The sequence below is a fragment of the Cellulosimicrobium sp. SH8 genome, assembly GCF_025818875.1.
Taxonomy (GTDB): domain Bacteria; phylum Actinomycetota; class Actinomycetes; order Actinomycetales; family Cellulomonadaceae; genus Cellulosimicrobium; species Cellulosimicrobium cellulans_D.
Genome location: NZ_JAMXMH010000009.1, coordinates 196,554 through 219,828, shown reverse-complemented (window position 1 = coordinate 219,828; position 23,275 = coordinate 196,554). Strand labels below are relative to the sequence as shown.

Genomic DNA, 23,275 nt, shown 5'->3' with positions numbered 1-23,275 from the left:
CCCGCTACGCCCGCACGCCGCGCAGCACGGACGAGCCCTCGAACTCGACGCCGGGCGTCGGGAGGTCGCCCTCGACGAAGCCCGGCACCGGGTCGAGCACGAGGTTGCCGGACTGCCCGTAGAACTCGACCGGGTTGCGCCACAGCACCTTGTCCACGTCGTCCTCGGTGAATCCCGCGGCGAGCATCGCGCGGCCGGTCTTGAGCGTCTTGAGCGGGTCGGACCGGCCCCAGTCCGCCGCGGAGTTCACGATCATCCGCTCGGTGCCGTGCTCCTGGAGGATCGCGACCATGCGGTCCTCGTCCATCTTGGTGTCCGGGTAGATCGAGAACCCGGCCCACGCCCCGGCGTCGAGCACGAGCGCCACGTTGGTCTCGTTGAGGTGGTCGACGAGCACGTGCTCGGACGGCACCCCGGACTCGCGCACGACGTCGAGCGTGCGGCGCGTGCCCGCGAGCTTGTCGCGGTGCGGCGTGTGCACGAGGACCGGAAGCTCGACGTCGCGCGCCATCTGGAGCTGGCGGGAGAACACCTCGTCCTCCTCGGGCGTCATCGAGTCGTACCCGACCTCACCGACCGCCACGACGCCGTCCTTGAGCAGGTAGCGCGGGATCTCGTCGAGCACCTCGCGGCAGCGCGCGTCGTTCGCCTCCTTCGGGTTGAGGGCGATCGTCGCGTGGTGGCGGATGCCGAACTGCGCGGCCCGGAACCGCTCCCAGCCCAGGAGCGCGTCGAAGTAGTCGAGGAACGACCCCACGTTCGTGCGCGGCTGCCCGAGCCAGAACGCCGGCTCCACGAGCGCGCGCACGCCCGCGGCGTACAGCGCCTCGTAGTCGTCCGTCGTGCGGCTGGTCATGTGGATGTGGGGGTCGAAGATGCGCATCAGGCGGTCCTCCCGGTGGTGACGTCAGGGGCGAGGCGGGCGACGTCGTCGGGCACGACGCGGCCCGCGGCGCGGCGCTCGGCGGCGAAGTCGCGCGCCATCCGGGCGAGCTCGTCGTCCGCGCGGTCGTCGAGACCGGCGACGGCGTCGAGGCTCACGCCCATGAACACGAGCTTGAGGACGGCGTGGCGCCACGCGTGCTGGTCGAGGTGCGCGGCCGCGAACGGCCCGACCGCCGCGGCGACGAGGCTCTGGTCGTTGGTGCGCAGCGCGTCGGCGGCGAGGTCGCGACCGACGGCGACGACCGACGGCGCCGCGTCGTCCGCGAGCGCCCCACGCGTGGTGAGCGCGTCGAGCCCGCGCAGCACCCCGCGCCGCTCGGCGGTGTCGCCGTGCTGGTAGAGGTCGGCGAGGCGGGCCGCGAGGGAGGCGTCGCCGTCGGCCCCGCGCCCGAGCGCCTCGGCGAGCGCGACGACGATCGCGGCGCGCGCCTCGTCGTCGACGGTCCCGTGGACGATGCCGGCGGGGTCGGCGTCCGGGCGCACCGGCGCGCGGCCGACCTTGCGGCCCGCGAGCGCGAACGCGCGCGACACGGCCGCGGGGTCCTGCGCGACGCCGGCGCGCGCCTCGGCGAGCCAGCGCTCGCCCTCGGTGGTCGCGCCGTCCGGGGCCGCGGGGGCGGCGGGGGCTGGCTCGGTCATGGCACCTCCTGGGGGTGGTCGGAGACGGGTCGTTCCTGGTCGGGCGCGGGCGCCGGGGAGCGTCGGCCCCAGGCTTCCTTCAGCGCTGTCATGCTGCGGTGCGCGAGGCCGGGGGCGTCGTACGAGTGGCGGGGCAGCTCGACCGCGGCGACCCCGGTGTAGCCGACGTCGGCGAGGGTCGCGAGCACGAGCGGCAGGTCGATCTCGCCCTCGCCGAACGGGCGGTGCTCGTGGTGCGTGCGCGGCATGTCGTCGAGCTGCACGTTCGCGAGGTACGGCGCGGCGGCGCGCAGCGCGCCCACGACGCCGTCGGGCTCCACGACGAGGCAGTGGCCCACGTCGACGGTCACGCCGAGGTCGGCCAGGTCACCCGCGTCGCCGCCGAGCTCGTCGCGCAGCCGCAGCGCGTCGCCGACGGTCTCGACGAGCATCCCCGGCTCGGGCTCGAGCGAGAGCCGCACGCCGTGGCCGCGGGCGTGCTCGACGAGCGCGGGCAGGCGGTCGCGCAGGAGCGCCCACCCGTCGGCCGGGGTCGCGCCGTCGGGCAGGACGCCGGAGAAGAAGGACACGCACTCGGCGTCGAGGACGGCCGCGATCTCGACCGCCCGGCGCAGGAAGCGCAGCCGGGCCTCGGCCTCGGCGTCCACGAGCGTGGGCCGGTGCTTGCGGTACGGGTCGAGCAGGAACCGCGTGCCCGTCTCGACGACGACCCGCATCCCCGCCCCGCCGCGCAGCGCGGCGAGGCGCTCGCGCAGCGCGTCGACCTCCGCGCGCCACCCGGCCGCGAACGGGTCCAGGTGCGGGAACCCGAGCGTGAGCGCGACGGCGCCGTACCCCTCGTGGTCGAGGACGTCGAGCGCGACGTCGAGCGGGTGGTCCGTGAAGCCGTTGGTGCCGTACCCGAGCGTGAACGGCATGCCCTGCCCCGGGTCGTCGTACCCGCTCACGTCTCGCTCATCTCCGCGCGCCCGGGACCGCGCCCGGCCCGGCGCAGGAGCCGGCCGGCGAGCTCGACGCCCGCGAGCACGCCCACCGACGCGAGGCTGCCGCCCCGCGCCGCCCATGCCGCCTGGAGCGGGAGCATCGCCCGGATCCCCGCCTTCGTCGCCGCGAACGCGTTGCCCGCGGACGGCGTGATCGCGGCGTCGACCTGGCGCGGGAGCGCGGTCGCGAGGTACGCGCCCGCCGCCACGGCCCCAGCGACCGCCGTCGCCACGCGTGTCGTACGGCCCGGGCCGGACCCGCGACCGCGGCGCAGCGCCCCCACGCCGACGACCGCACCGCCCACCGCGGTGGCCGCCGCCACGCCGGCGGCGAGGGACGACGTCGTGCCGTGCACCTCGCCGCGGGACACGAACGTCACGCCCGCGGTGTGCACCGCCATCCCCGCCGCGGCGGGCAGCGCGGCGCGCAGGTGCCCGACGCCCGCACCCAGCAGGACGTCGAGACCGCGGCACGCGGCCATGACGACGGGCCCGACGGCGTGCTCCTTGGCGACGGTGTCGTACGTCCAGACGCTCGCGGCGAGCGGGACGGCGACCGCGAGCGCCCGCGGTCCCCCGCCCGCGGCGGCGAGGCCCACGCCCGCGGCCGTGAGACCCACCGCCACCCGGAGCGCGCGCCCCTCGGAGATGCGTCCGGACGGGATCGGGCGCTCGGGGCGCTCGACCGCGTCGAGGTGGCGGTCCGCGTAGTCGTTGAGCGCCATGCCGCCGGCGTACAGGCACGCGGACGCGAGCGGGAGCAGCGCGCGGCGCGGCGTGAGCGCGTGCCCGGCGGCGGCCGCGCCCGCGAGGGTGTCACCGACCACCGAGAGGACCGCGGGGGCGCGGACGAGGTCCAGGTGGTCGTGGAGGGAGCCGGTCACGGCCGGTCGGCCGGTGCGGCACCGACGCGGGCCGCCGCCTCGCGGACCCAGTCTGCGAGGGCGACGGTCTGCGCCGCGAAGTCGTGCACGTCGCTCCCCCACGGGTCCTTGAAGAAGAACCCGAGCTCGGCGACCGGCCCCCCGTACCCCGCGGCGTCGGCGAGCGCGAGCAGGCGCGCGAGGTCGAGCACGAGCGGCGCGGCGAGCATCGAGTCGTAGGCCGACCACGTCGTCTGCAGCGTGAGGCGCGAGCCGAGGAAGCCCTCGACGTGCACGTGGTCCCACGCGACCTTGATGTCGCCGAGGTCCGGCACGTTGTCGATGTGCAGCGGGGTGACCTGGCTGCCCGTGAGGTCCTGCAGGCCGCGAGACTTGGACGCGAGCTTGCTCTGCACGGCCTCCGGGTCGGCCAGGGTCGCGCCGTCGCCGCCACCGAGCAGGTTGGCCCCGGCCCAGGACAGGACGCGCAGGCCGCGCGCCGCGAAGGCGGGCGCGAGGATCGTGCGCAGCCACGTCTGGCCGGTCTTGCCGTCCTGGCCCGCGACCGGGACGCCGCGCTCGGCGGCGAGCTCGAGGAGCACCGGCAGGTGCATGCTCGCCGACGGCGTGAACTCCGCGAAGGGCGCGCCCGCGAGCAGGGCGGCGTACGCGGTCACGGAGCTCGGCGGGAGCACGGCGCGCTCCGGGTCCGCGAGCGCGGCGAGCAGGAGCTCCCGGTCGGAGAGCTCCGGGCCGGGCTCGGGCAGCGGCTCCGTCGACACGAGGTCGACGACGACGACGCGCGCGAGGCCGTGGCGCTCGCGGAAGTCGACGATGTCCGCGGCCAGGCGCTCCGCGGCGGCCTGCTGGGACTCGCGCGGCGCGCCCTCGGTGGGGTGGGCGGAGTACCCGGGTCGAACCTCGGCGTCGGCCCGCTCCAGCGCGGCGTGCGCGGCGGTGAGCAGGCGCGGCGCGATCATGCCCGCCTCGACGAGCAGCTCGGCGCGCTTGACCATCGAGACGTCGGAGATGTCGTGGCCGCCGACGACGAGGTCGCCGAACGACGGGAGCGGTGCCGAGGCGAAGGGCTCGGAGACCGTGACGCACCCCGTGGGCGCGGCACGCCCGTCCGCGATGGCCGCGAGGCCGAGGGTCGCGGTGGTCGCGACGGAGCCGCGGGCGCCGACGAGCCAGAGCCCCGTGCGCGCGTCCGGAGCCGGGCGGTCTGACGAGCCGTCAGAAGCGAAGTGGTGCATCGTTGCTCCCGTTCCCGTCGGCGGGCGCCGGAGCGCCGCCGAGCACGACGACGATGGCCTCCCTGCCATCGTCGGACCGCACGCCCGGACGAGGGCGTGTGATCGCTCTCCGACCCGGTGGGCGCCCGGTCTGCTGCGACCCTAGTCACACTTTTGTCGATGGTCAATCAAAAGCGTGGCCACTTTCGCGAGGCAGGACGCTTGCACGATGCAAAAGCGCACGCCGAGCACGACCTGGCGGTCGTCGTGCGGAGGACGAGGACCGCCAGGTCGTGCTCGGTGAGAAGGGTCAGCCGGCCGGTGCGAAGTCGAGCTGGTCGTCCACGACGGCCACGACCGACCACACGTTGCCGTCGGCGTCGGAGAGCTCGTACGCGGGCAGGAGCACCGCCGCGCCGTCGGGCTGGTACTGCACCGCGAGGCCGAGGCGTGCGTCCGTGATCGTCACGTCCGTGACCGGCCACGCGAACCGGGCGCCCGCACCGACCGTGGGCGGCACGGTGGGCACCTCGGGCTCGACGGGCGCGACCTCCGGCACGGCCTGCACGCCGTCGCGCGCCCAGGCGATCATGCCTCCCCCGCCGAACCGCGGGTCGCCCAGGCGGTCCACCGCCTCCGCGGGACTCACCACGTCGTAGGCGCCGATCGTGACGCGCGGCGCGAGGCTCCCGTACAGCGACGCGAGCCCGCCCCCGGAGTACGTCGCGCTCCACTGCGTCCCGGTGCGCTGCCCCTCGACGACCTCGTACGCGGTCACGGTGGTCGCCCGCGGCGCGCCCTGGTCGGCGGGCTGCTCCTCCGCGACGACCTCGTACCCCGCGGGGTCGAGGCCGAGCGTCCCGAGCAGGTCGCGCAGCCGCTCGACCGCGTCCGCGCCGCTCGGCGGCGCGCCGTGGTCCGGCTCCTCGCACGTGCCCGGCTCGGCGGACGGGCTCGCCGCGTCGTCCCCGCCGTCGGCCGGCATCGGCGTCACGACCACGCAGCCCCACGGGTCGTTCGTCGGGTCGTTGTAGCTCACGCTCGCGAGGCCGTCGGGCTGCAGCGAGACGGTCGGTCCCGTCCAGTCCGTCGACCCCACGACGTAGGAGCCGTAGTCCTCGCGCACCTCGCCGTCGACGCCGAGCGCGTCCGCGACGCGCTGCGCGGTCTCCTGCGAGAAGACGCCCGCGGCGTCGTACGCCCACGCGTCCGCGCTGGTCCCCTGCGTCGAGAGACCGTCCTGGTGGAACACCGTGCGCCCGCCCCAGGCGCCGGGGTAGGCCATGTCCGCCGAGGCCCGCGCGTCGGACGAGAACGCCTGCCCGGACGCAGCGCCGTCGGCAGCGGCCCCCGACTCCTCCTGGGCGGTCGCGCCCCCGAGCTGGATCGGCGCGAGCGCGGTGGACTCCGCCGCCGAGTCCCCCGCGGACGACGCCCCCACCGCTCCGGCACCCAGCGCGTAGCCGCCCGCCCCGACGACGAGCACGCCCGCCACCGCCGCGGCGACCTGGAGGGGGACCCGCCTGCGCAGGCGTCGCGCACGACGTTCGGCGAGCTCGTCGACGAGGATCGCCGTCGGACCGTCGGGCCCGGAGAGCGGGCCTCCGTCGGGCGCGTCGTCAGGCGTGCCGGCGGGCGTCCCTGCGACGAACGCCTCGGGGACGCGGTCGCGGACCGCGGCCTCCAGGGCGTCGGTGTCCGGTGCGGCGCCCGCCGCCGGGTCGGCGGCGCGGAGGCGCTCGAGGCCGGTGTCGTCGGGCTGGTCGGGGGTGTGGGTGGTCATGTCGCCCTCCAGGTACTGCGGGGCCGCGCCGCGGGGGCGCGGCCGGTCGGGTCTACCCGTGATGTGTGCTCAGGCGCCCGACTCTTGCGCGAGGGCCGCCTGCTCCGCCCACGCGGTGCGCAGCCGCGCCCGCGCCCGCGAGAGCGCGGCGTCGGCGCCCCCGCGCGACGTGCCGAGGACTGCAGCCAGGTCGTCACCGCCCAGGCCCTCCCAGGCGTGCAGGAGGAGGATGCGCCGGTCGCGGTCCGACAGCGCGCCCAGCGCGCGCCGGACCTCGTCGTCCTGCACGACGACGTGCTCGACGTCCGCGCCCTCGTCACCGCGGTCCGGAACCTCCGCGACCGGCACCGGCCGCGCCTTGCGCCGGTGGTTGGCGAGGACGAAGCCCGCGGTGCGGTAGAGCCACGGGAGCTCGGCGCCGTCGGGCACGTCCGCGCGGCGCCGCCACGCCGTCGCGAGGACCTCGGCCGTGAGGTCGTCCGCGTCGGGACCCACGGAGCCGGCGGCGCTCGGCAGCCGGCGGCGGAAGTAGCGGTAGAGCGGCGTCGCGTGCGCGGCGAAGAGCGCGGCGAACCAGGCCTCGTCGTGGACGGCGGCGTCGGTCTCGACGTCGTGGCCCTCGTCGGTCGTCACAGCGGCTCCTCGTCGGCGGGTCGGGGCTGTCAACCGCTCTGTGTCCCGGGGAGCCCGTTCCTTGCACGGCGCGTCCTTCACCCGAACCTCACCCGCGACGGCACCGATCCTGCCACCGCCCAGCACCTACGCTGTGGGACATGACGACGACGGAGCCGGCCGACCTGCCGCCGCGCCACACGGGCGGTCGGCGACGTCGGCACTGGGCGTCCTGGCTGGGCTGGGGCCTGATCCTGCTGGCCGTGCTCCTCGTGGCGTGCGTGGCGCTGCTGGCCCGCGACGCCCTCGCCGCGCGCGACGCGCTGACGCGCGCGCTCGACGAGGTCCCCGCGGCCGAGGAGGCCCTGCGCGCCGGCGACGTCGAGACCGCGGAGGCCGCCCTGGACCGGGTCCAGCCCTACACCGCGACGGCGCGCGCGAGCACGGACGGCCCGCTGTGGTCCCTGGCCGCGCACCTCCCCGTGTACGGGCAGGACGTCCGGGCGTTCTCCGCCGCCGCCGCGACCGTCGACGACCTCGCGGCCGTGGTGCTGCCGTCGCTCACGCAGGCGCTCGGCGCCGTCGAGGGCGACAGCCTGACGCTCACGGGGGACGGCGTCGACCTCGCCCCGCTCACCGAGGCGGCACCGGCCATGGCGCGGGCCGCCGACGCTTTCGACGACATCGACGCCCGGCTCGCCCGCGTCGACCCCGACGCGCTGCACCAGGAGATCGCGGAGCCGTACGCGACGCTCGTCGCGCGGACCGACGACCTGCGCCCGGTCGTGCGCACCGCCGACCGCCTCACCACGCTCGGCCCCGCCATGCTCGGCGCCGACGGGCCGCGCCGGTACCTCGTGGTCGCGCTGAACAGCGCCGAGCTGCGCGCGGGCGGCGGCATCCCGGGAGCGCTCGCGGTCCTGACGGTCGACGGCGGCGCCGTCTCGCTCGAGCGCCAGGCCTCGACGGCCGACGTCCCGCCGTTCGCCGAGCCCGTCCTCCCGCTGGACCCCGGGGTCGAGCAGCTCTTCACCGACCGCGTGGGCCGGTACGTGCAGGACACCCCGCTCACGCCCGACTTCCCCACGACCGCGGAGCTCACGGCGGCCATGTGGGAGCAGGCGCAGGGCGAGACCCTCGACGGGGTGGTCGCGACGGACCCCGTCGCGCTGTCGTACCTGCTCGAGGCCACCGGGCCGCTCGACGTCCCCGCGGGCGACGACACCGTGACGCTCGACGCGGGCAACGTCGTCCAGGCCCTCCTGTCGGACTCCTACGCCCGGCTCGAGCCGGGGCCCGAGACGGACGCCTTCTTCGCCTCCGTCGCGACCTCCGTCCTTGGGACGTTCCTGGCCGGTGGCGCCGACCCGGGGCTCGCGCGGGACGCCCTCGCGCGCGCCGCGGACGAGCACCGCGTGCTCCTGTGGTCCGCGCACCCCGACGAGCAGGACCGCCTGGCGGGCACGGTCGTCGCGGGCGACATCGACACCGCCGACCGCGCGGCGAGCTCTGTCGGCGTGTTCCTCAACGACGCCACCGGCGGCAAGATGGGCTACTACCTCGACACGGACGTCCGGCTCACCGGGAGCGCGTGCACCGACGGCGGGCGGGTCGACACCTTCAGCGCCGCGCTGACGTCCACCGCGCCGGCCGACGCCGGGTCGAGCCTGCCGTGGTACGTCACGGGCGGCGGCATCTCGGGTGTCACCCCGGGGAACGTGCGCACGGTGGTCGTCCTCTACCCGCCCCGCGGCGGCGAGGTCGGTACCGTCCGCGTGGGCGGGGCGCCGACGGGAGCCCTCGTCGCGGAGGTGGGTGGCCGGCGCGCGGCGTCGCTCCCCGTCGAGCTCGCCCCCGGCCAGAGCACCGCGGTCTCCTTCACCGTGACCTCGCCGGCCGACCCGCAGGACGGTCCCGGCACCGACGGCACGATCGACGTGTGGACGACCCCGACGGTGTCGACGCCCGGCCTCGCGGTGGTCCCGGTCGCCGCGTGCGGGTGAGCCCTCGCGGCGGCCTGCCGGACCCCGGCGGCACCACCTCGGGGCGGGCGGGAACCACGGAGAGCATCACGGCGCGATAACGATGGTCCTGGCGACCACAATTCACCCGGACGACCGTCCAGTTGGGCGCCGGATCCTCGCTATTCTGGGCGCCTGTCGCTCGACCCGTGCCACCGGTCCGTGACGCACGATGCATCACGGACCGCACTCCGGGGCTCTCTGTGTACCGGAACACCACAATCCCTGAACCGAGACGGGTGAAGAAGCCATGCGTACCTCGAAGGGTCTGCGCAGCACGGGGCGGGCGGTGCTCGTCGGAGCGCTCTCCGCGGTCGCCGCGCTCCTGACCGTCCCCGTCGTCGCGACGTCCGCGAGCGCGGCCACCACCGACCCCGAGACCTACGTCCCGGAGATCACCGTGGCCTCGCCGGTCTGCGACGGCGACGTCCCCTATCTCGACTACGTCTTCGAGCTCCCCGAGAACTACGAGAACGACGAGGCGAACCCGCTCACGATCACGTGGGTCAACCCCGACGGCGAGGACGTCGTCCAGTCCGGCCTGCCGCTCTCGGGCCGTGTCCTGTGGCCCGGTGCCGAGGTCGACGGTGCGGGCAACCCCGTCGACTGGCCCGGCTGGAGCCTCGTGGACGGCGAGTGGGTCGTCGGCGACGAGTTCGACTGGGTCCGCGCGGGCGTGACGGTGGTCTTCGAGGTCAACCCGACGGCCGAGACCGTCGTCGCCTACCCGCCGTCGACCCCGGAGTGCGCGACGAACCCGCCCGGCACACCGGAGCCGACGATCAAGGTCGACGTGCTCACGCCGGTCTGCGTCGAGGGTGTCTCCTACCTCGACTACGGGGTCTCGGTCACCGGCACGCCGAACACGACGGCGACGCTGACGTGGCACAACCCGGACGGCGAGGACGAGGTCATGGCCGACCTCCCCCTCAGCGGACGGGTCCTGTGGCCCGGTGCGTATCCCGAGCGCTTCGTCGACCTGCCGGCCGACGAGGGCTGGGAGCTCGTGAACAACATGTGGATCAACACCGCGACCCACGGCTGGGCCACGGGCACCGTGGACCTGACGTTCGCCGTGAACCCCGAGGTGACCGTCCCGGTGACGTACCCCCAGGACACGAGCAACTGCTTCCCCGGCGTGACGACGGTCGACAACCCCGTCGCCGGGAGCCAGAACCCGACGCTCGCGGAGACCGGCGCGACGGTCGGCCTGTACGCCGCGATCGCGGCCGGGCTCGCCGTGGTCGGCGCGGCGATCGTCCTCCTGACGCGCCGGACCCGCAAGGGCTGACCGGCGCACCACGCACGACGAAGGCCTCGCACCCGGCAGGGTGCGAGGCCTTCGTGGCGTCCGCCGGTCGTGGGGCGCGCCCGGTCCGGGCGGACCGTCAGGCCGTCAGGCAGCCGCCCAGCCGCCGGCCGCCAGGCGCGACTCCAGGCCCTCGAAGGCCCAGCGGTCGACGACGAGCACCGCGCCACCGGGAGCCTCCGGGACGTACCACTGGAGCTGCTCGACGGTGCGCACCTCGGCGCCGGACCCGTCGACGCACGAGAGCGTCCAGCGCGCGAGCGTCGCGGGCGAGCCGGCGACCTCGACCTCCGACTCGGAGGCCTCCCCGACCGCGCGGGCGGCGAGCCCGTCGCTGCCCGGGCAGGTGGCGCCGTCGGGCACGTGGGCGGCGGCGGGGTCGACGCCGTCGAGACCCGCACCGGTGAGGATCTCGAAGCTGGGGCAGACCGCGTCCTCGGGGCACCCGCCCGAGCGGACCTGCGTGACGCCGTCGGCGGGCTGGAGCACGGACCAGTACTCGGCGGCCGGGAGCTGCAGGGGGCCGACCGGGACCTTGCCCTCGTCGGCGTGCGCGCCGTGCGCGCCGTGGTCCTCGGCCGTGGCCGGGCCCGAGCCTCCTTCGGCGGTCGCGCCGGGCTCGGAGGCCCCCGTGCACCCGGCCAGGAGCACGCCGCCGAGCGCGACGACCGCCAGGGAGAGGGAGAAACGAGTCGTTCGATGGTGCACGTGCACGATGGTCGCCTTTCACGGTCGGAGGTCCCCGCAGCCCACTGGGGGGAGCTGCGGAGACCTCGTCGGTCTTGTCACGCTAGCGAGCGCGAACGCCGGTCGAGATGCGGGAGACCCACACGGTGGCGGCTCGCGGGTACGGGATTCCCCGTACCCGCGAGCCACCGAGGCGGGGCCTCGTCAGGGACGTCGGTGGTGCGTCAGCACGCGCCGCCGTCGGCCCACGGACCCCACGCCGAGGCGCCGGGGGTGTCGTTCTGGGTCCAGTACCGCGCCGTCCACACGTGACCGCCGTGGCTCACGACCGCACCACCCGTGTAGACCGTGCCCGTGACCCAGGCCGGTGCGGTGCACGCACCGGTGCCGGTGCCCGGCCCGCCCGGACCCTCGCCGCCCCCGGAGCCCGGGAGGTCGACGACGGTCACGCCGCGCGGGTGGTCGTACGTCGTGGCGTAGTCCACGCCGTCGACCGTGACGATCACGTTGGAGAACTGGGCGGCCGGCATCGACCACTTGAGCTGGTTGGTGATCGAGCCGCCCGCCGGGATGCCCCCGGTCGGGACCGTGAACTGCACGGTGTGGAAGTCGCCGTCGAGGCCGCCGACGTTGTCGCCCGTGTGGCCCTTCGCGGTGACCGTGGTCTTGAAGCCGCTCCAGTCGCTCATCTCGCCCGGGTCGGTCGTGCCGTGCTGGAACGAGATCGTCGCGCCGGCCGGGATGTCCTTCGCACCCTTGTTGGTGAAGACGACCTTGGGCGAGATCGGGTAGTTGTTGTCGCCGAGCGCGAACTCCGTGTACCGGATGTCGACGTCGAGCGCCTGCGTCGGCATCTTCCGGTCGGCGTTCGCCTTCGACGCGCCGTACGGCGTCGTGGCCGAGAGCCTGCTGTGCATGAGGTCGACGAGCGTGCTGCCGATCTCGTACTGGCCCTTCGCCTGGTCGTAGCCGAAGTCGCCCGCGAGCTCCCAGATCATCAGTCCACCGAGGCCGGTGTCCGCGACGTAGTCCGCCTTGGCGGCGATCGCCTCGGTCGAGTCGCCGGAGAGGAACGTCTTCGTCTGCGCGTTCCACCACCACTCGTTCTTCGTGACCGGGTCGAAGTGGCGCTCGTACGTGCCCTGGATCGTGTCCGTGACGCCGTACGCGGAGACGTAGTCGCCCGTCACGCCCTTCTCGAGGTTGAGCACGTGCCACATCGGGTTGACGCCGGCCGGGACCGCGTTGCCCTGCGGGTCGCTGTCGTACCAGAGGTTGTCGATGCCCTCCGCGCCGTAGCCGCACTTGTTGTTGGTGCCCGCCGGGCAGAGGAACCCGGCCGGCGCCTTCGCGGTGCCGCCCATGCCGTAGGTGCCGCCCTGGACGCCCTGGAAGCCGCGCGTGTAGAACGGCACGCCCAGGTTGATGCGACCGGCCTGCATCGCACCCCGGAAGTAGTGCGAGGCCCAGTCGCCGTTGAGGTAGCCGATCCCCTTGTAGGCGCTGTACACGCCGCCGGCCGCGAGCTCGGGGTCCTTGCCGTCGTCGAACAGGGCGCCGTTGCCGCCCACGTACTCGTTCCAGGCGCCGTGCAGGTCGTACGTCATCATGTTGACGTAGTCCGTGTACTGCGTGACCTGGTAGACCTCCATGCCGCGCAGCAGCCACCCGGACGACGGCGTCGCGGTCGTGAGCATGTAGTACTCGCCGTCCTGCGCGCCCGCCGCGTCGAGCTTCTCGCGCAGCGTCTTCATGAGGTTCACGTAGCCCTGGAAGAGCTGCCCGCGGCGCTTGTCGGAGATCTGGAAGTCGTCCGGGTTGCCGGCCTGGTTGTTGGACGTCGGGTACTCGTAGTCGATGTCGATGCCGTCGAACCCGTACTGGCGGACGAAGTCGACGACCGAGTCCGCGAAGGTGTCGATGCGCGCCTGCGACTCCGTCATCGTGTAGAAGCCGCCGGACGCGACGCGGTTGCCGCTCGCGTCGAAGTAGCCGCCCGTCTCGGCCCAGCCGCCCACGGCGGGGATGACCTTGACGCCCGGGTGGGCCTTCTTGTACTTCGCCAGGAGGTTGAAGTGGCCCGTGTAGTCGAGCGTCGGGTCCATCTCCGCGCCCGCGACGCCCGGCCACGTCATGTCCGTCGCCGCGTTGCCCGCCGCGCCGGCGTTCACCGAGACCTTGTCGTTCCCGTCGATGTGCGCGAACGCGTAGTTGATGTGGGAGAGCTTGTCCCACGGGATGTCGCTCGCGAGGTAGCGCGGCTGGCCGTTCGTGCCGGTCCGCCAGCTCGAGAAGTAGCCGATGACGCGACGGTCCAGGCCGTTCGGCAGCTTCTCGCGGCCGCTCTCGTCGTACACGTCGCAGTAGGGCGTCCGGACGCCCGGCGTCTGCGCCATGCCGTCAGGACGGCACTTCTCGTCCGGGTTCGCGGCAGGGTCCGTCGTCGGGTCCGTCGTCGGGTCCGTCGTCGGGTCGGTCGTCGGGTCCGTCGTCGGGTCCGTCGTCGGGTCCGTCGTCGGGTCGGTCGTGGGCTCCTCGGTCGGGGTGTCGCCGCACGCTCCGAGCGACTCCCACGGCCCGTACTGCTCCGCGCCCGGGACGTTGTTCTGCGTCCACCACTTCGCCCGGTAGTTCTGGCCGCCGTACGAGACGGTCGCGCCGCCCCCGTAGGCGGGGGTCGCGGACCACGGGTCCGCGCACGCCGTGGGCGCGGCAGCGGCGACGGGAGTCGCGGCCTGCGCGGCCGCGGCACCGACGAGGCCGGTGGCCAGCACGGCGAGCGTCGTGACGGCCGCGACGACCTGTGGCCGGCGTCCGGGAGCGCGGGGGGCGCGCGCCCGGGGGGTCAGGGACAACCGCATGGGGGTACCTCGATCTGCTGGGTTGCTGCGCACGACGCCGGACGGCGTCGCGTCGGGCACGGTCGCCGGGGGAGGGCGACCGACGGGTGCTGAGGGGTACTGAGGGGGTACTGAGGGGTGCCGAGGATGCCGAACGGGACCCGTCACGACGACGGTCGACGACGGAAAGTCGGTGCCGCTGCGAGGGGCGGGTGCACGGGGCGGGTGCACGGGACTCGTCACCGCGGGCCGCCGTCAACCACGTCGTGGACGGGTCCCGCTCGGCGGCGCCGGTCGCTCGTGGCGACCGGCGCCGTCAGGGGGCCGACGAGGGCCGAGCGTCAGCAGGCGCCCAGCGACTCCCAGGGCCCGTACTGCTCCGCGCCCGGGACGTTGTTCTGCGTCCACCACTTCGCGCGGAAGCTCTGGCCCTGGTAGGAGACCGTCGCGCCACCGGTGTAGACCGCGCTCGACGACCAGGCGGGCGCCGTGCACGTGCCCGGGTCCGTGGGGTCGGTCGGGTCCGTCGGGTCCGTCGGGTCGGTCGGGTCCGTCGGGTCCGTCGCACCGCACGTGCCGGTCGCCTCCCACGGGCCGCCCGCGCTCGGGCGGTCACCCTGGGTCCACCACTTCGCGCGGTAGTTCTTCCCCTCGAACGACACCGTCGCGCCGCCCGTGTACACCGCGCTCGCCGACCACGCGGCCAGGCAGTCCGTCGGGTCCGTCGGGTCCGTCGGGTCCGTCGGGTCCGTCGGGTCGGTCGGGTCGGTCGGGTCGGTCGGGTCGGTCGGGTCGGTCGGGTCCGCCACGCCGTCGACCGGACCGGCCGGGAGCGTACGGATCTTGTCCGAGAACCCCCCGAGCAGCGTGCCGTCGTGGTTGCCGGAGAGGTCCCACCACATGCCGCCACCGAGGTTCAGGCGGTCGATGTACTCCGCCTTGGCGGCGACGGACCGCGCGTTGTCGTAGCCCCACCACTGGTCACCGTCGTAGCGCCAGGCCGAGACCGTCGCCGGGTCGTAGTAGTCCTGGCCCCGTGTGCGGAGCTTGTCGTAGTCCTCGTTGCCCGCCTCCCAGGTGCCGGGGGCCGCTCCTGTCGCCGCCGACCACGGGGCCGAGGACGTGACGCCCTTCCAGCCGCGGCCGTACATGGCCATGCCGAGGCCGAGCTGGCTCGGGTCGACGCCGCCGCGCAGGTACTCCTGCACCGCCTTGTCGGCGCTGAACTGGCGGTTGGCCGCCCGCGGGTCGGCAGGGTCGTCGTACAGGTTGGCCTGGGGGCCGGCGAGCGCGGGGTCCCACGCGCCGTGCAGGTCGTAGCCCTGGACGTTGCCGTAGTCGAGGGACTCGAAGATCTCCGGGTCGTTCCAGCCACCGGCCGCGATGTCGTCGGGGTTGGCCGGGAGGAACGCCGAGAGCAGGTAGTGCTTGCCCGTCTGCGCGCCGTACGCGTCGAGCTGCTTGCGGAACTCGGCGAGCAGCAGCTTGAAGTTCGCGCGGTCGTTCACGGTGTCGACGTAGTTGCCCACCTCGCCGTTGTTCGAGCCGGGCCACTCCCAGTCGATGTCGATGCCGTCGAACACGCCCGCGGCCGCGCCGGCACCGCCGCGGCCGTCGATCACGGGGAGGTTGCCCTTGATGTAGATGTCGATGCACGACGACACGAGCTTCTCGCGCGACGCCTGCGTCGCGGCAGCCCGCGAGAAGTTCTTGGACCAGGTCCAGCCACCGATGGAGATGAGGGCGCGGAGCTGCGGGTTCTTCACCTTGAGCTGCTTGAGCTGGTTGAACGAACCGGCGAGAGGCTGGTCCCACGTGTCCGCCACGCCGGCCACGGAGTTCGCCGCGGTGTAGCCCATGCCGAAGTCCGCCCATGCGTCTCCGGCGCCGTCCGAGCCGTTCGGCCCCGTGCCCTGCGCCTTGTTCGCGATGAAGCACGTGAGGTTCTGGTAGTGGATGTTGCCGAACGAGTAGTTGATGTGCGTGAGGTCCTGGGCGGCGCCGGAGTCCTGGACCTTCTTGAGCTGGAAGTTGCGGCCGTACACGCCCCACTGCGTGAAGTAGCCGACGTTGCGGTAGCCGTTCACGTCGCTGTCGCCCGGGTGGGAGACGGCGGCGGGTGCGACCTCGGCAGCCTGGGCCGGCGCGACTCCCGCGAGGAGCCCGCCGACGAGCGCCGCCGCGGTCGCGAGCGCCGCGAGGCGCGCGCCGCGACGACGCCCCGGTCGGGGTGGTCTGGTGAAGAGGGACACGTCCATGGGTCCTGCCTCGTTGCTGGTGCGGTGGGCCACGTCGCCGTCCTCCGGAGTCGCCGTCGCCCTCGGGTCCCCTCGAACGTAATGACGCGGGCACCGTGTCGTTATCCGCGCTTCCCACATTGTTCATGGTGCGAACTTACCCGTGGCATAAGGGTTACCCCGTAGGACAGATGCCCCCAGAAACGGACGAAACCGATCGCATCGCCCTCGGTCGAGGACCCGCGATACGTACCGCTGCTGCGGGAGTCGTGGATTCCCCTCAGCGCCCCACGCGGTGCGCGAGCACGGTGAGCTCGACGCGCGAGCGCACCCCGAGCTTGCGGAACACGCGGCCGAGGTGCACCTCCACCGTGCGGACCGACAGGTAGAGCTGGTCCGCCGCCTCCCGGTTGGACGCGCCCTGGACGACGAGCAGCGCGACGTCGAGCTCGCGCTCCGTGAGCTCGTCGGACCACCGCCCCCGGAGCTCGGCGAGCGCCTCGTCCGACACGTCGCTCTCGCGCACCGCGAGCCGGCACGCGTCCGGCGGCACGGGGCGGGGCACCGACGTCGGGTCGACGCCCGGCCGCTGCCCGCCGAGCACCCCGGGCAGCGGCGCGTGCAGTCCCGCGGCGCGCGCGGCGGCGGCCCACGACCCGGCGGGCGCCCCGCCCACCACCGTCCCCCCCACCGCAGCGACCGCCCCCGCCGGTACCGGGGACCCGAGCCCGTCGTCGGTCACCGGCCCGCCGAGGAGCCGGACGACGTCGGCATGCTCGTCCCGCGCGATCGTCGTCCAGGCGTCCGCCCCCGCGTCGTCGAACAGCTCGATCGCGGACAGGAAGAGGCCGTGCGCGCGCTGCAGCTCGCCCGCGCGCACGAGGGCGCGGGCGGCGCAGAGGTCGGTCCGCGCGTGCTCGTACGGCGAGGCCGTGGTCCGGTTCACCCGTGTCGCCCGCTCGAGCGGCACGGTGAGGTCCTCGGGCGCGGCCAGGGACACGTCGGCCCGGACGAGCGTCGCCGACCGCAGCGACGGCGGCAGCTCCTTCGCGTCCACCTTCCGTCGCGCCAGCGCGCGCTGCGCCGCGTCGTGACGTCCCGCGACGACCCACGCCTCGACGTCGTCCAGCCCCGGCAGCGGGAGCATGCGTGCGCTGTCGGGACGCTCACGCTCCGCCGCGAGCTCCAGCAGCGTGGCCGCCTGGGTGACGTGGTGGGCGAACGCGGCACCCATCGCCCGGTCCACGAGGAGCCCGAGCCGCACCGGGCGGGACGTCGGGCTCGCGCACGTCTCCTCGAGCGCCGTCGCCACCGGGCCCACGACGCCCCGGGTCATCATGTCGAGACGACGGGCCGCCGCCACGCCGAGCCCGGCGAACGGCAGCCCGAGCGGGAGCCGGAACGCTGCCTCCGCGAGCTCGTCCGCGGCCCGGGTCAGGGTGCCGCGCCACAGGTGCACGAGCGACTGCGCCAGCCGGACGTGCGCCTCCGCGAGCGGTGTGAGGGCGGCGTCCGGGCCGTCGAACCACCGGCCGCCGTCGCGGACCGGGGCGAGGGAGGCGACGACGCTCGCGAGCGTCTGCGCCGCGTCGTCGAGCCGGTCGTCGGCGGCGAGGGCGAGCGCACGGCTCACCTGCAGCGACGCCTCGTGGTCGGGCCCGAGGTCGACGTCGGGGACCACGCCGCGCTCGCCCACGCCGAACACCGCCGCCCAGGACCGTGCGAGCGCGAGCCCCGCCGCCGTCTCGTCGTCGTCGCACCAGGACGCGAGGAACGTCGCCGTGTCGAGGAGCTGTGACGTGCTCACGCCGTCGCCCCGCTCCGCGTGCAGCCGCGCCGCGTTGAGCACGCCCGACACGACCCCCGCGACGGCGTCCGGCGCGAGGTCGTCGGGCTGCCCGCCGCGCAGGTAGGGCGAGAGCACGTCGTCCGGGACCTGACCCTCCGCGAGCGTCAGCGCGGCGACGAGCGGCCCGAGCGTCCGCGCGCGCAGCGCGTCGTCGCCGCTGCGCGACGCCTTGCGCAACCAGTCCGCCGCGTCCTGCACGTGACCCGACCGCAGCGCGGCGACGCCCGCGATCGCGAACGCCTCCGCACGATGCTCGGTCGCGGCCTGGCTCGCGGCCTCGCGCGCCACCTCGTGCGCCCAGACGACGTCCCCGCGGTCCAGGTGCCGGCGCGCGATCCGCAGCAGCCCCGGGACGAGCGCCGGGTCGCCGACGAGCGTCGCGAGCGCCGAGTGCCACACCGTGACGTCGTCCTCACCGGCACGGCGGTGCGCCTCGGCGAGCGCGACGTGCGCCGCCGTGCGCTCGGCGAGCCGCGCGTCCGCGTGGACCAGGGACCGCAGGCGCGGGTCGACGAACGCGAAGCGGCCGCCCACGAGCGCGAGGTGCTCGGCGAGCGGACCGTCGAGCACCTCGTCCATCGCGAGGCCGGTCGCCGACAGCAGCAGCTCGGTCCGGTCGACGACGGCCACGGCCGCGACGAGGAGCGCGTGCCGCTCGCCCTCGCTGAGGGCGGCGAGACGGTCGGCGAAGAGGGAGCGCACGGCGGGGACGGCCGGCAGCGGGTCCGGGAGGATCGACCCCCCGGAGAGCTGCTCGGGCGTGAGCAGCGCCGCCGTCTGCGTGAGCGCCGCGGCGTTGCCGCCGAGGAGCCCCGCGAGGCGCGCCGCGACGTGCGGCGCGACGGCGAGCCGACGCTCGACGAGCAGCAGGTGCAGGGCGTCGGCCGGCGCGAGGGGCGGGACGGCGCGGAGCTCGAACGGCCCGGAGGACGGGTCGAGCTCGCCCGCGGTCGCCGTCCCGAGGAGCACGACCGGCGCGTGACGCTGCGCGACGAGGCTCGCGAGGACCGCCCTGCTGAGCCCGTCCTGGAGGTGCAGGTCGTCGGCCACGAGCACGACCGTCGCGCCGTCGAACGACTCCAGGAGGAGCTCGGCGAGCGCGACCGCCGCGACCTCGGGGAGGTACCCGAAGCCGGGGTCGACGGGCTCGAGGACGCGCGTGAGGCGCTCGGGGACGACGCCGCCCGCGAGCTGCGACACCTGCGACACCAGCGACACGACCGCGGAGCCCGGCGCGGGAGCACCCGCGGGCGGGCGACACCGCAGGGTGAGCGTCGGGCGCGCGAAGGTGGACGTCGCGACGGCCTCGCACACGAGCTCGAGCGTCGCGCTCGCCCCCATGCCGCGCTCCGCCGTCCAGACGAGGCCGCCCTTGCCCTCGCTCACCGCGGCGAGCGCGCGGTCGATCTCCTGCGCGCGGGAGGAGAGCCGCTCGAGCCGCCGCGCGGACCGCGTGTCCGCGCGACGGTGCGGCTCGGGAACCAGGTAGTCGTGCTGTTCTGACATGTCGGGACCCTCCGTCCGGGGGCTTCTTCGCCCGTCGACCGGATGAAATGTTAACAACCCTCCGTAAACAAGGGATCACCACATCGTTTCCCGGTCGTCACACGACCGCCACCTGGGCCGACGGCGCTTGCCCCTCCTGGGTGGGAGGGCTAGCCTGGCCTCGATCCCCGTCGCGGCCACGGTTCTCGTGCGCCCCGACCCGGGTGCGGCGCCCACGGTGCCGCCGCCACGAGAGCGAGGTGAGCCCCATGCCGGACGGCAGCAGTCATAGAACCGCGCACTGCGCGCTCACCCTCCGTGGCCCGCAGCCCGTCGCCTGATTCCGCGAGCACCCTCGAGGACTCCCGCGACCGGCCGTCGCCCCCGCGCGGGGAGGTCGCCAGTGCGCACCGCGCGCGCCGTCGTGCGCGCCGCAGGACCACCCGCTGACGCACCCGCCGACCCACCCGCACGCGCCACCCACCCGGTGGCGCTCGCCCGTGGTCGTCGGCCCGCCGAGAAGGACGACCACCATGACCCAGCGCTCGCCTGCCACCGAGACCCGGACCCGCCCCGCGCGCCTCCCCCTGCGCGACGCGCGCGACGACCGACGCCGCGCCCGCCGACCGAACCTGGAACGCCAGTCGATCTCCTTCACCGTCGGCCTGTACGTGTTCATCTGCGTCGCGCTGCTGCTCGCCCACGTCACCGCCGGGGGTGTCTGATGACGACGACGCTGCCCGAGCCCACGAGCCTCGCCCCCGCGGCACGCGTCGACCGCGCCCTCCCCGCGCCCGCGCGCGGCGGGCTGGACCTGCACGCCCGCGCGCACGGCACCGGCGCCCCCCGGTTCGACCCCCGCGTCCTGCGCTCCCGCTGGGTCCAGGTCGGCGTCGGCGACCCCGACGCGACGGCCCGCGCTGCCGAGCACGGCGTCGACTTCGCCGCCGCCGGGGGTCGGGTCTGGGAGACGGACGCCCACGTCTACCTCCCCGTGACCGCCACGCGGCGCGACGGCGACCGGGTCGTCTACGAGCGGATCGTGCTCGCTCTCTCCCCCGACGTCGTCGTGACCGCCCAGCCGCAGCGCCACTACGGCGTCTTCGACAAGGCGATCGCGCGCATGCGGCGCACCCCGTGGCTCATCGGCTCCTCCTACGGCGTCGCGTACTCGCTGCTCTATGCGCTCAACGAGGCGGCCGACCGGGTCGTGTCGTACGCGAGCGACCTCCTCGAGGACATGTCCGACGAGATCGACGAGGCGACGCGCGGCGTCGACTCCCGCGGCCGGGAGATCGGGGTGAGCGACATGCAGGACACCATCACCCGCATGAACCGCGCGGAGGAGATCGTCTCGCGCGCCCAGGAGTCCCAGCTCTCGCTCGCCCGCGCCGCGCGGCACCTGCGGAGCGAGATCGCCGACTCGGACCCCGTGCTCGCGGGACTGGTCGAGACCCTGGTCGCGGACGTCGACGGGGTGAAGCAGCACGCGAGCTTCGAGCACGACAAGGTGCGGTACCTGCAGCAGGCGATCATGACCTCGCTCGACGTCAAGCAGGCCCAGATCGTCAAGGTCTTCACGATCATCACGGCCGTCTTCCTGCCGCCGACGCTCATCGCGTCGTTCTACGGCATGAACTTCACGCACATGCCCGAGCTCGACCGCCCGTACGGCTTCACGCTCACGGTCCTGCTCACCCTCGTGGCAGCCGTCATCCCGCTCGCCTACATCAAGCGCCGCGGCTGGCTCCGCTGACCTCGACAGCGCGCGCTCGCGTCTGGCCGGCGAGCCCGGCCCGCGGCGCGCTCGGGCCTCAGGCCTGGTGACGCGACCCACGGCCACGGCACAGCGGAACCGGGAACCGGCAGCCGGGAGCCGCGAGCCGGGAGCCGGGAGCCGGGAGCCGGGAGCCGGGAGCCGGGAGCGACCGTGCCACGCGGCGACCGAACGCGACAGCGGAAACATGCTCGGTGAACCGGCACCGCGAGCAGTCGCCCAAGGTGTCCAGAGACCAGGGCGAGACACCGTAGGGCGGGGTGGGTGGTGGTGCCGCGTCGTGGCGGGCCTGGCGGGAGCCGCGAGGAACGAGCGGCGGATGGTAGACGCGGCACCACCACCCACCCCGCCACCCAAGGTGACCAGACCGCCGTCGGACAAGCCGACCACACCTCTACCTGGACGAACCACGCCTCTACCTCGGCCAAGTACGGTTCCACCTCGGCCGACCAAGGGTTACGTCCGTGCGGTCGCAGACCGGTGGCCCCGTCGAGGGGCCGGTCGCCGGGGCTCGCCCGGGGGCCGTCAGGCCTCGAGGATCAGGGTGACCGGGCCGTCGTTGACGAGCTCTACGGCCATGTGCGCGCCGAACCGCCCGGTCGCGACGTCGATCCCGCGCTCGCGCAGCCGCGACACGACCGCGTCGACCAGGGGCTCGGCGACCGGCCCGGGCGCAGCGCCGTTCCACGACGGTCGGCGGCCCTTCTTCGTGTCGGCGTAGAGCGTGAACTGGCTGACCACCAGCACGGGTGCGCCCTCGTCCTGCACCGACCGCTCGCCCGCGAGGATCCGGAGCTCCGCGATCTTGCGCGCGATGGTCTCGACCTGCGCGTCGCCGTCGTCGTGCGTCACGCCGACGAGCACGAGCAGCCCGGGACGGTCGATCGCCCCGACGACCTCCGTCGTGCCGTCGTCGGCCACGACGCTCACGCTCGCGCGCGAGACGCGCTGCACGACGGCCCTCACGAGCGACGCTCCGAGTCATCCGTCGGTGCGGCGGACGCGCCGTCGAGGACCGGCCGCACGACGCCCACCGGCCGGCCCGCGCCGAGCACGGGCACGTCGCCGAGCGCGGTCAGCGCCGCGTCGTCGGCTCCTGCTACCCCGGACGCGCCGAGGCGGCGGAGCGCGGCGGCGAGCACCGCGGGCCGCGGGCGGGAGCCGCCGTCGAGCACCTTGAAGGCGAGGGCGCTGCCGTCGGGCAGGCCAGCGCCGTAGACGCCGTCCGCACCGTCCTTGGCGACCAGGCCGGGCACCGCGCGCATCGCGAGCGTCGCGTCCCGGCCCGTCCCGCCGACCATCTCCGGGAACGCCGCCATCGCGCGGGCGACGTGCGCCTCCGGCGAGCGCGGCTCGCGCTCCGGGGCGGCCGCGAGCCGCCCGAACGCGCGCGCGAGGCCGCGCACGGTCGTCGAGAAGAGCGGCGCGCCGCACCCGTCGACGGTCACGTGCTCGACCGGCACGCCGGTCGCCTGGGCGACGGTCTCGCGGACGGCGAGCTGCAGCGGGTGGTCGACGTCCAGGTAGGTGGCGGTGTCCCAGCCGGCGGCGACGCACGTCGCGAGCATCGCCGCGTGCTTGCCGGAGCAGTTCTGCGTGATCGACGACGGCCCGTGGCCCTCGATCTGCCACGCGAACGCGGCGGGCGGGTGGAGCGGCATGTCGGGCGTGTTCTGCAGCGTCGACTCGTCGAGCCCGACGCCGTCGAGGATCTCCCGGACCCCGGCGAGGTGCTCCGGCTCCCCGTTGTGGCTCGCGGCGGCGAGCGCCAGGAGGCGCGGCGGGAGGACGAGCCCGTGCCACAGCATCGCCACGGCCTGGAAGGGCTTGACGCTCGACCGCGGCCAGATCACGGCGTCGGCGTCGCCACGTTCCAGGACCGGCTCGCCGTCGGCGCCCAGCAGGACGAGGTGCCCGGCGTGGACCGACTCCACGAGGTCCCCCCGGACGACCTCGGCGAGCGGGACGGCGGCGCGCTCGATCCCGCCCCGGGCCTGCGTGGTCACCGGC

General features: G+C 74.9%; 18 protein-coding genes and 1 pseudogene. 5 read left to right on the top strand and 14 right to left on the bottom strand.

What is annotated here, in order from left to right:
- Positions 1 to 4: 4 nt before the first annotated feature.
- The 7 genes from NF338_RS14090 to NF338_RS14060 form a co-directional block, all read right to left on the bottom strand.
- Positions 5 to 883: a TatD family hydrolase gene (locus tag NF338_RS14090; RefSeq protein WP_264031356.1), complete on the bottom strand. Its 879-nt coding sequence runs from the start codon at positions 881 to 883 to the stop codon at positions 5 to 7.
- Positions 883 to 1,584 carry an EboA domain-containing protein gene (locus tag NF338_RS14085; RefSeq protein ID WP_264031354.1) on the bottom strand — a complete coding sequence of 234 codons (702 nt, stop codon included), beginning with the start codon at positions 1,582 to 1,584 and terminating at the stop codon, positions 883 to 885. Before NF338_RS14085 ends, NF338_RS14090 begins: the two co-directional genes overlap by 1 nt.
- A complete protein-coding gene (locus NF338_RS14080) occupies positions 1,581 to 2,531 on the bottom strand; it encodes a sugar phosphate isomerase/epimerase family protein (RefSeq protein WP_264031353.1) in 951 nt (316 codons plus the stop codon). Before NF338_RS14080 ends, NF338_RS14085 begins: the two co-directional genes overlap by 4 nt.
- Positions 2,528 to 3,451, bottom strand: coding sequence for an SCO3242 family prenyltransferase (locus NF338_RS14075; RefSeq protein WP_264031352.1), 924 nt, complete (start codon positions 3,449 to 3,451; stop codon positions 2,528 to 2,530). The genes NF338_RS14080 and NF338_RS14075 overlap by 4 nt, the downstream gene beginning before the upstream one ends.
- Positions 3,448 to 4,686, bottom strand: a complete 1,239-nt coding sequence (locus tag NF338_RS14070) for an inositol-3-phosphate synthase (RefSeq protein WP_264031351.1) — start codon at positions 4,684 to 4,686, stop codon at positions 3,448 to 3,450. The genes NF338_RS14075 and NF338_RS14070 overlap by 4 nt, the downstream gene beginning before the upstream one ends.
- Positions 4,687 to 4,975: 289 nt before the next feature.
- Positions 4,976 to 6,448 (bottom strand): hypothetical protein, encoded by a 1,473-nt coding sequence (locus NF338_RS14065; protein WP_264031350.1) that lies wholly within the window; start codon positions 6,446 to 6,448, stop codon positions 4,976 to 4,978.
- Between the two features lie 69 nt (positions 6,449 to 6,517).
- A complete protein-coding gene (locus NF338_RS14060; protein WP_264031349.1) occupies positions 6,518 to 7,081 on the bottom strand; it encodes an RNA polymerase sigma factor in 564 nt (187 codons plus the stop codon).
- A gap of 140 nt (positions 7,082 to 7,221) precedes the next feature.
- Between NF338_RS14060 and NF338_RS14055 the strand changes: the two genes are divergently transcribed.
- Positions 7,222 to 9,063 carry a DUF4012 domain-containing protein gene (locus tag NF338_RS14055; RefSeq protein ID WP_264031348.1) on the top strand — a complete coding sequence of 614 codons (1,842 nt, stop codon included), beginning with the start codon at positions 7,222 to 7,224 and terminating at the stop codon, positions 9,061 to 9,063.
- A 268-nt stretch (positions 9,064 to 9,331) separates the two neighbouring features.
- Entirely contained in the window at positions 9,332 to 10,372 is a 1,041-nt protein-coding gene (locus tag NF338_RS14050) for a hypothetical protein (protein ID WP_264031347.1), read from the top strand.
- Between the two features lie 105 nt (positions 10,373 to 10,477).
- On the opposite strand, the gene NF338_RS14045 is transcribed toward NF338_RS14050, so the two are convergent.
- On the bottom strand, positions 10,478 to 11,098 hold the full coding sequence (locus NF338_RS14045) for a hypothetical protein (RefSeq protein WP_264031346.1): 621 nt from the start codon (positions 11,096 to 11,098) through the stop codon (positions 10,478 to 10,480).
- Between the two features lie 203 nt (positions 11,099 to 11,301).
- On the bottom strand, positions 11,302 to 13,473 hold the full coding sequence (locus tag NF338_RS14040; RefSeq protein WP_264031402.1) for a glycosyl hydrolase family 18 protein: 2,172 nt from the start codon (positions 13,471 to 13,473) through the stop codon (positions 11,302 to 11,304).
- On the opposite strand from NF338_RS14040, the gene NF338_RS21055 reads away from it, so the two are divergent.
- Complete coding sequence (locus tag NF338_RS21055) at positions 13,472 to 13,708, top strand: glycine zipper domain-containing protein (RefSeq protein ID WP_412846892.1); 237 nt, start codon at positions 13,472 to 13,474, stop codon at positions 13,706 to 13,708. The two genes, NF338_RS14040 and NF338_RS21055, sit on opposite strands and share 2 nt — an antisense overlap.
- Here NF338_RS21055 and NF338_RS21050 read toward each other — a convergent pair.
- The 3 genes and pseudogenes from NF338_RS21050 to NF338_RS14030 form a co-directional block, all read right to left on the bottom strand.
- A pseudogene (locus tag NF338_RS21050) lies at positions 13,660 to 13,938 on the bottom strand (carbohydrate-binding protein); the annotation flags it as partial. The gene NF338_RS21055 and the pseudogene NF338_RS21050 sit on opposite strands and share 49 nt — an antisense overlap.
- 320 nt (positions 13,939 to 14,258) lie before the next feature.
- On the bottom strand, positions 14,259 to 16,208 hold the full coding sequence (locus NF338_RS14035; protein WP_264031345.1) for a glycosyl hydrolase family 18 protein: 1,950 nt from the start codon (positions 16,206 to 16,208) through the stop codon (positions 14,259 to 14,261).
- A 226-nt stretch (positions 16,209 to 16,434) separates the two neighbouring features.
- Complete coding sequence (locus tag NF338_RS14030) at positions 16,435 to 19,509, bottom strand: helix-turn-helix domain-containing protein (protein ID WP_264031344.1); 3,075 nt, start codon at positions 19,507 to 19,509, stop codon at positions 16,435 to 16,437.
- Positions 19,510 to 20,021: 512 nt separating this feature from the next.
- Here NF338_RS14030 and NF338_RS14025 point away from each other — a divergent pair.
- Together NF338_RS14025 and NF338_RS14020 are read left to right on the top strand one after the other, a co-directional pair.
- Positions 20,022 to 20,213, top strand: coding sequence for a hypothetical protein (locus NF338_RS14025; protein ID WP_087469910.1), 192 nt, complete (start codon positions 20,022 to 20,024; stop codon positions 20,211 to 20,213).
- Entirely contained in the window at positions 20,213 to 21,244 is a 1,032-nt protein-coding gene (locus NF338_RS14020) for a CorA family divalent cation transporter (RefSeq protein WP_264031343.1), read from the top strand. The genes NF338_RS14025 and NF338_RS14020 overlap by 1 nt, the downstream gene beginning before the upstream one ends.
- Positions 21,245 to 21,790: 546 nt before the next feature.
- Here the strand turns inward: NF338_RS14020 and dtd are convergent.
- Positions 21,791 to 22,231, bottom strand: coding sequence for a D-aminoacyl-tRNA deacylase (dtd, locus tag NF338_RS14015; RefSeq protein ID WP_264031342.1), 441 nt, complete (start codon positions 22,229 to 22,231; stop codon positions 21,791 to 21,793).
- Entirely contained in the window at positions 22,228 to 23,271 is a 1,044-nt protein-coding gene (locus tag NF338_RS14010; RefSeq protein WP_264031341.1) for an asparaginase, read from the bottom strand. The genes dtd and NF338_RS14010 overlap by 4 nt, the downstream gene beginning before the upstream one ends.
- Between the last annotated feature and the right edge of the window lie 4 nt (positions 23,272 to 23,275).

What these genes read in the sequence shown, in the direction of transcription:
- NF338_RS14090 (WP_264031356.1), bottom strand. Translation starts at nt 883, where the DNA reads ATGCGCATCTTCGACCCCCACATCCACATGACCAGCCGCACGACGGAC.
- NF338_RS14085 (WP_264031354.1), bottom strand. Translation starts at nt 1,584, where the DNA reads ATGACCGAGCCAGCCCCCGCCGCCCCCGCGGCCCCGGACGGCGCGACC.
- NF338_RS14070 (WP_264031351.1), bottom strand. Translation starts at nt 4,686, where the DNA reads ATGCACCACTTCGCTTCTGACGGCTCGTCAGACCGCCCGGCTCCGGAC.
- NF338_RS14065 (WP_264031350.1), bottom strand. Translation starts at nt 6,448, where the DNA reads ATGACCACCCACACCCCCGACCAGCCCGACGACACCGGCCTCGAGCGC.
- NF338_RS14055 (WP_264031348.1), top strand. Translation starts at nt 7,222, where the DNA reads ATGACGACGACGGAGCCGGCCGACCTGCCGCCGCGCCACACGGGCGGT.
- NF338_RS14050 (WP_264031347.1), top strand. Translation starts at nt 9,332, where the DNA reads ATGCGTACCTCGAAGGGTCTGCGCAGCACGGGGCGGGCGGTGCTCGTC.
- NF338_RS21055 (WP_412846892.1), top strand. Translation starts at nt 13,472, where the DNA reads ATGCCGTCAGGACGGCACTTCTCGTCCGGGTTCGCGGCAGGGTCCGTC.
- NF338_RS14040 (WP_264031402.1), bottom strand. Translation starts at nt 13,473, where the DNA reads ATGGCGCAGACGCCGGGCGTCCGGACGCCCTACTGCGACGTGTACGAC.
- NF338_RS14030 (WP_264031344.1), bottom strand. Translation starts at nt 19,509, where the DNA reads ATGTCAGAACAGCACGACTACCTGGTTCCCGAGCCGCACCGTCGCGCG.
- NF338_RS14025 (WP_087469910.1), top strand. Translation starts at nt 20,022, where the DNA reads ATGACCCAGCGCTCGCCTGCCACCGAGACCCGGACCCGCCCCGCGCGC.
- NF338_RS14020 (WP_264031343.1), top strand. Translation starts at nt 20,213, where the DNA reads ATGACGACGACGCTGCCCGAGCCCACGAGCCTCGCCCCCGCGGCACGC.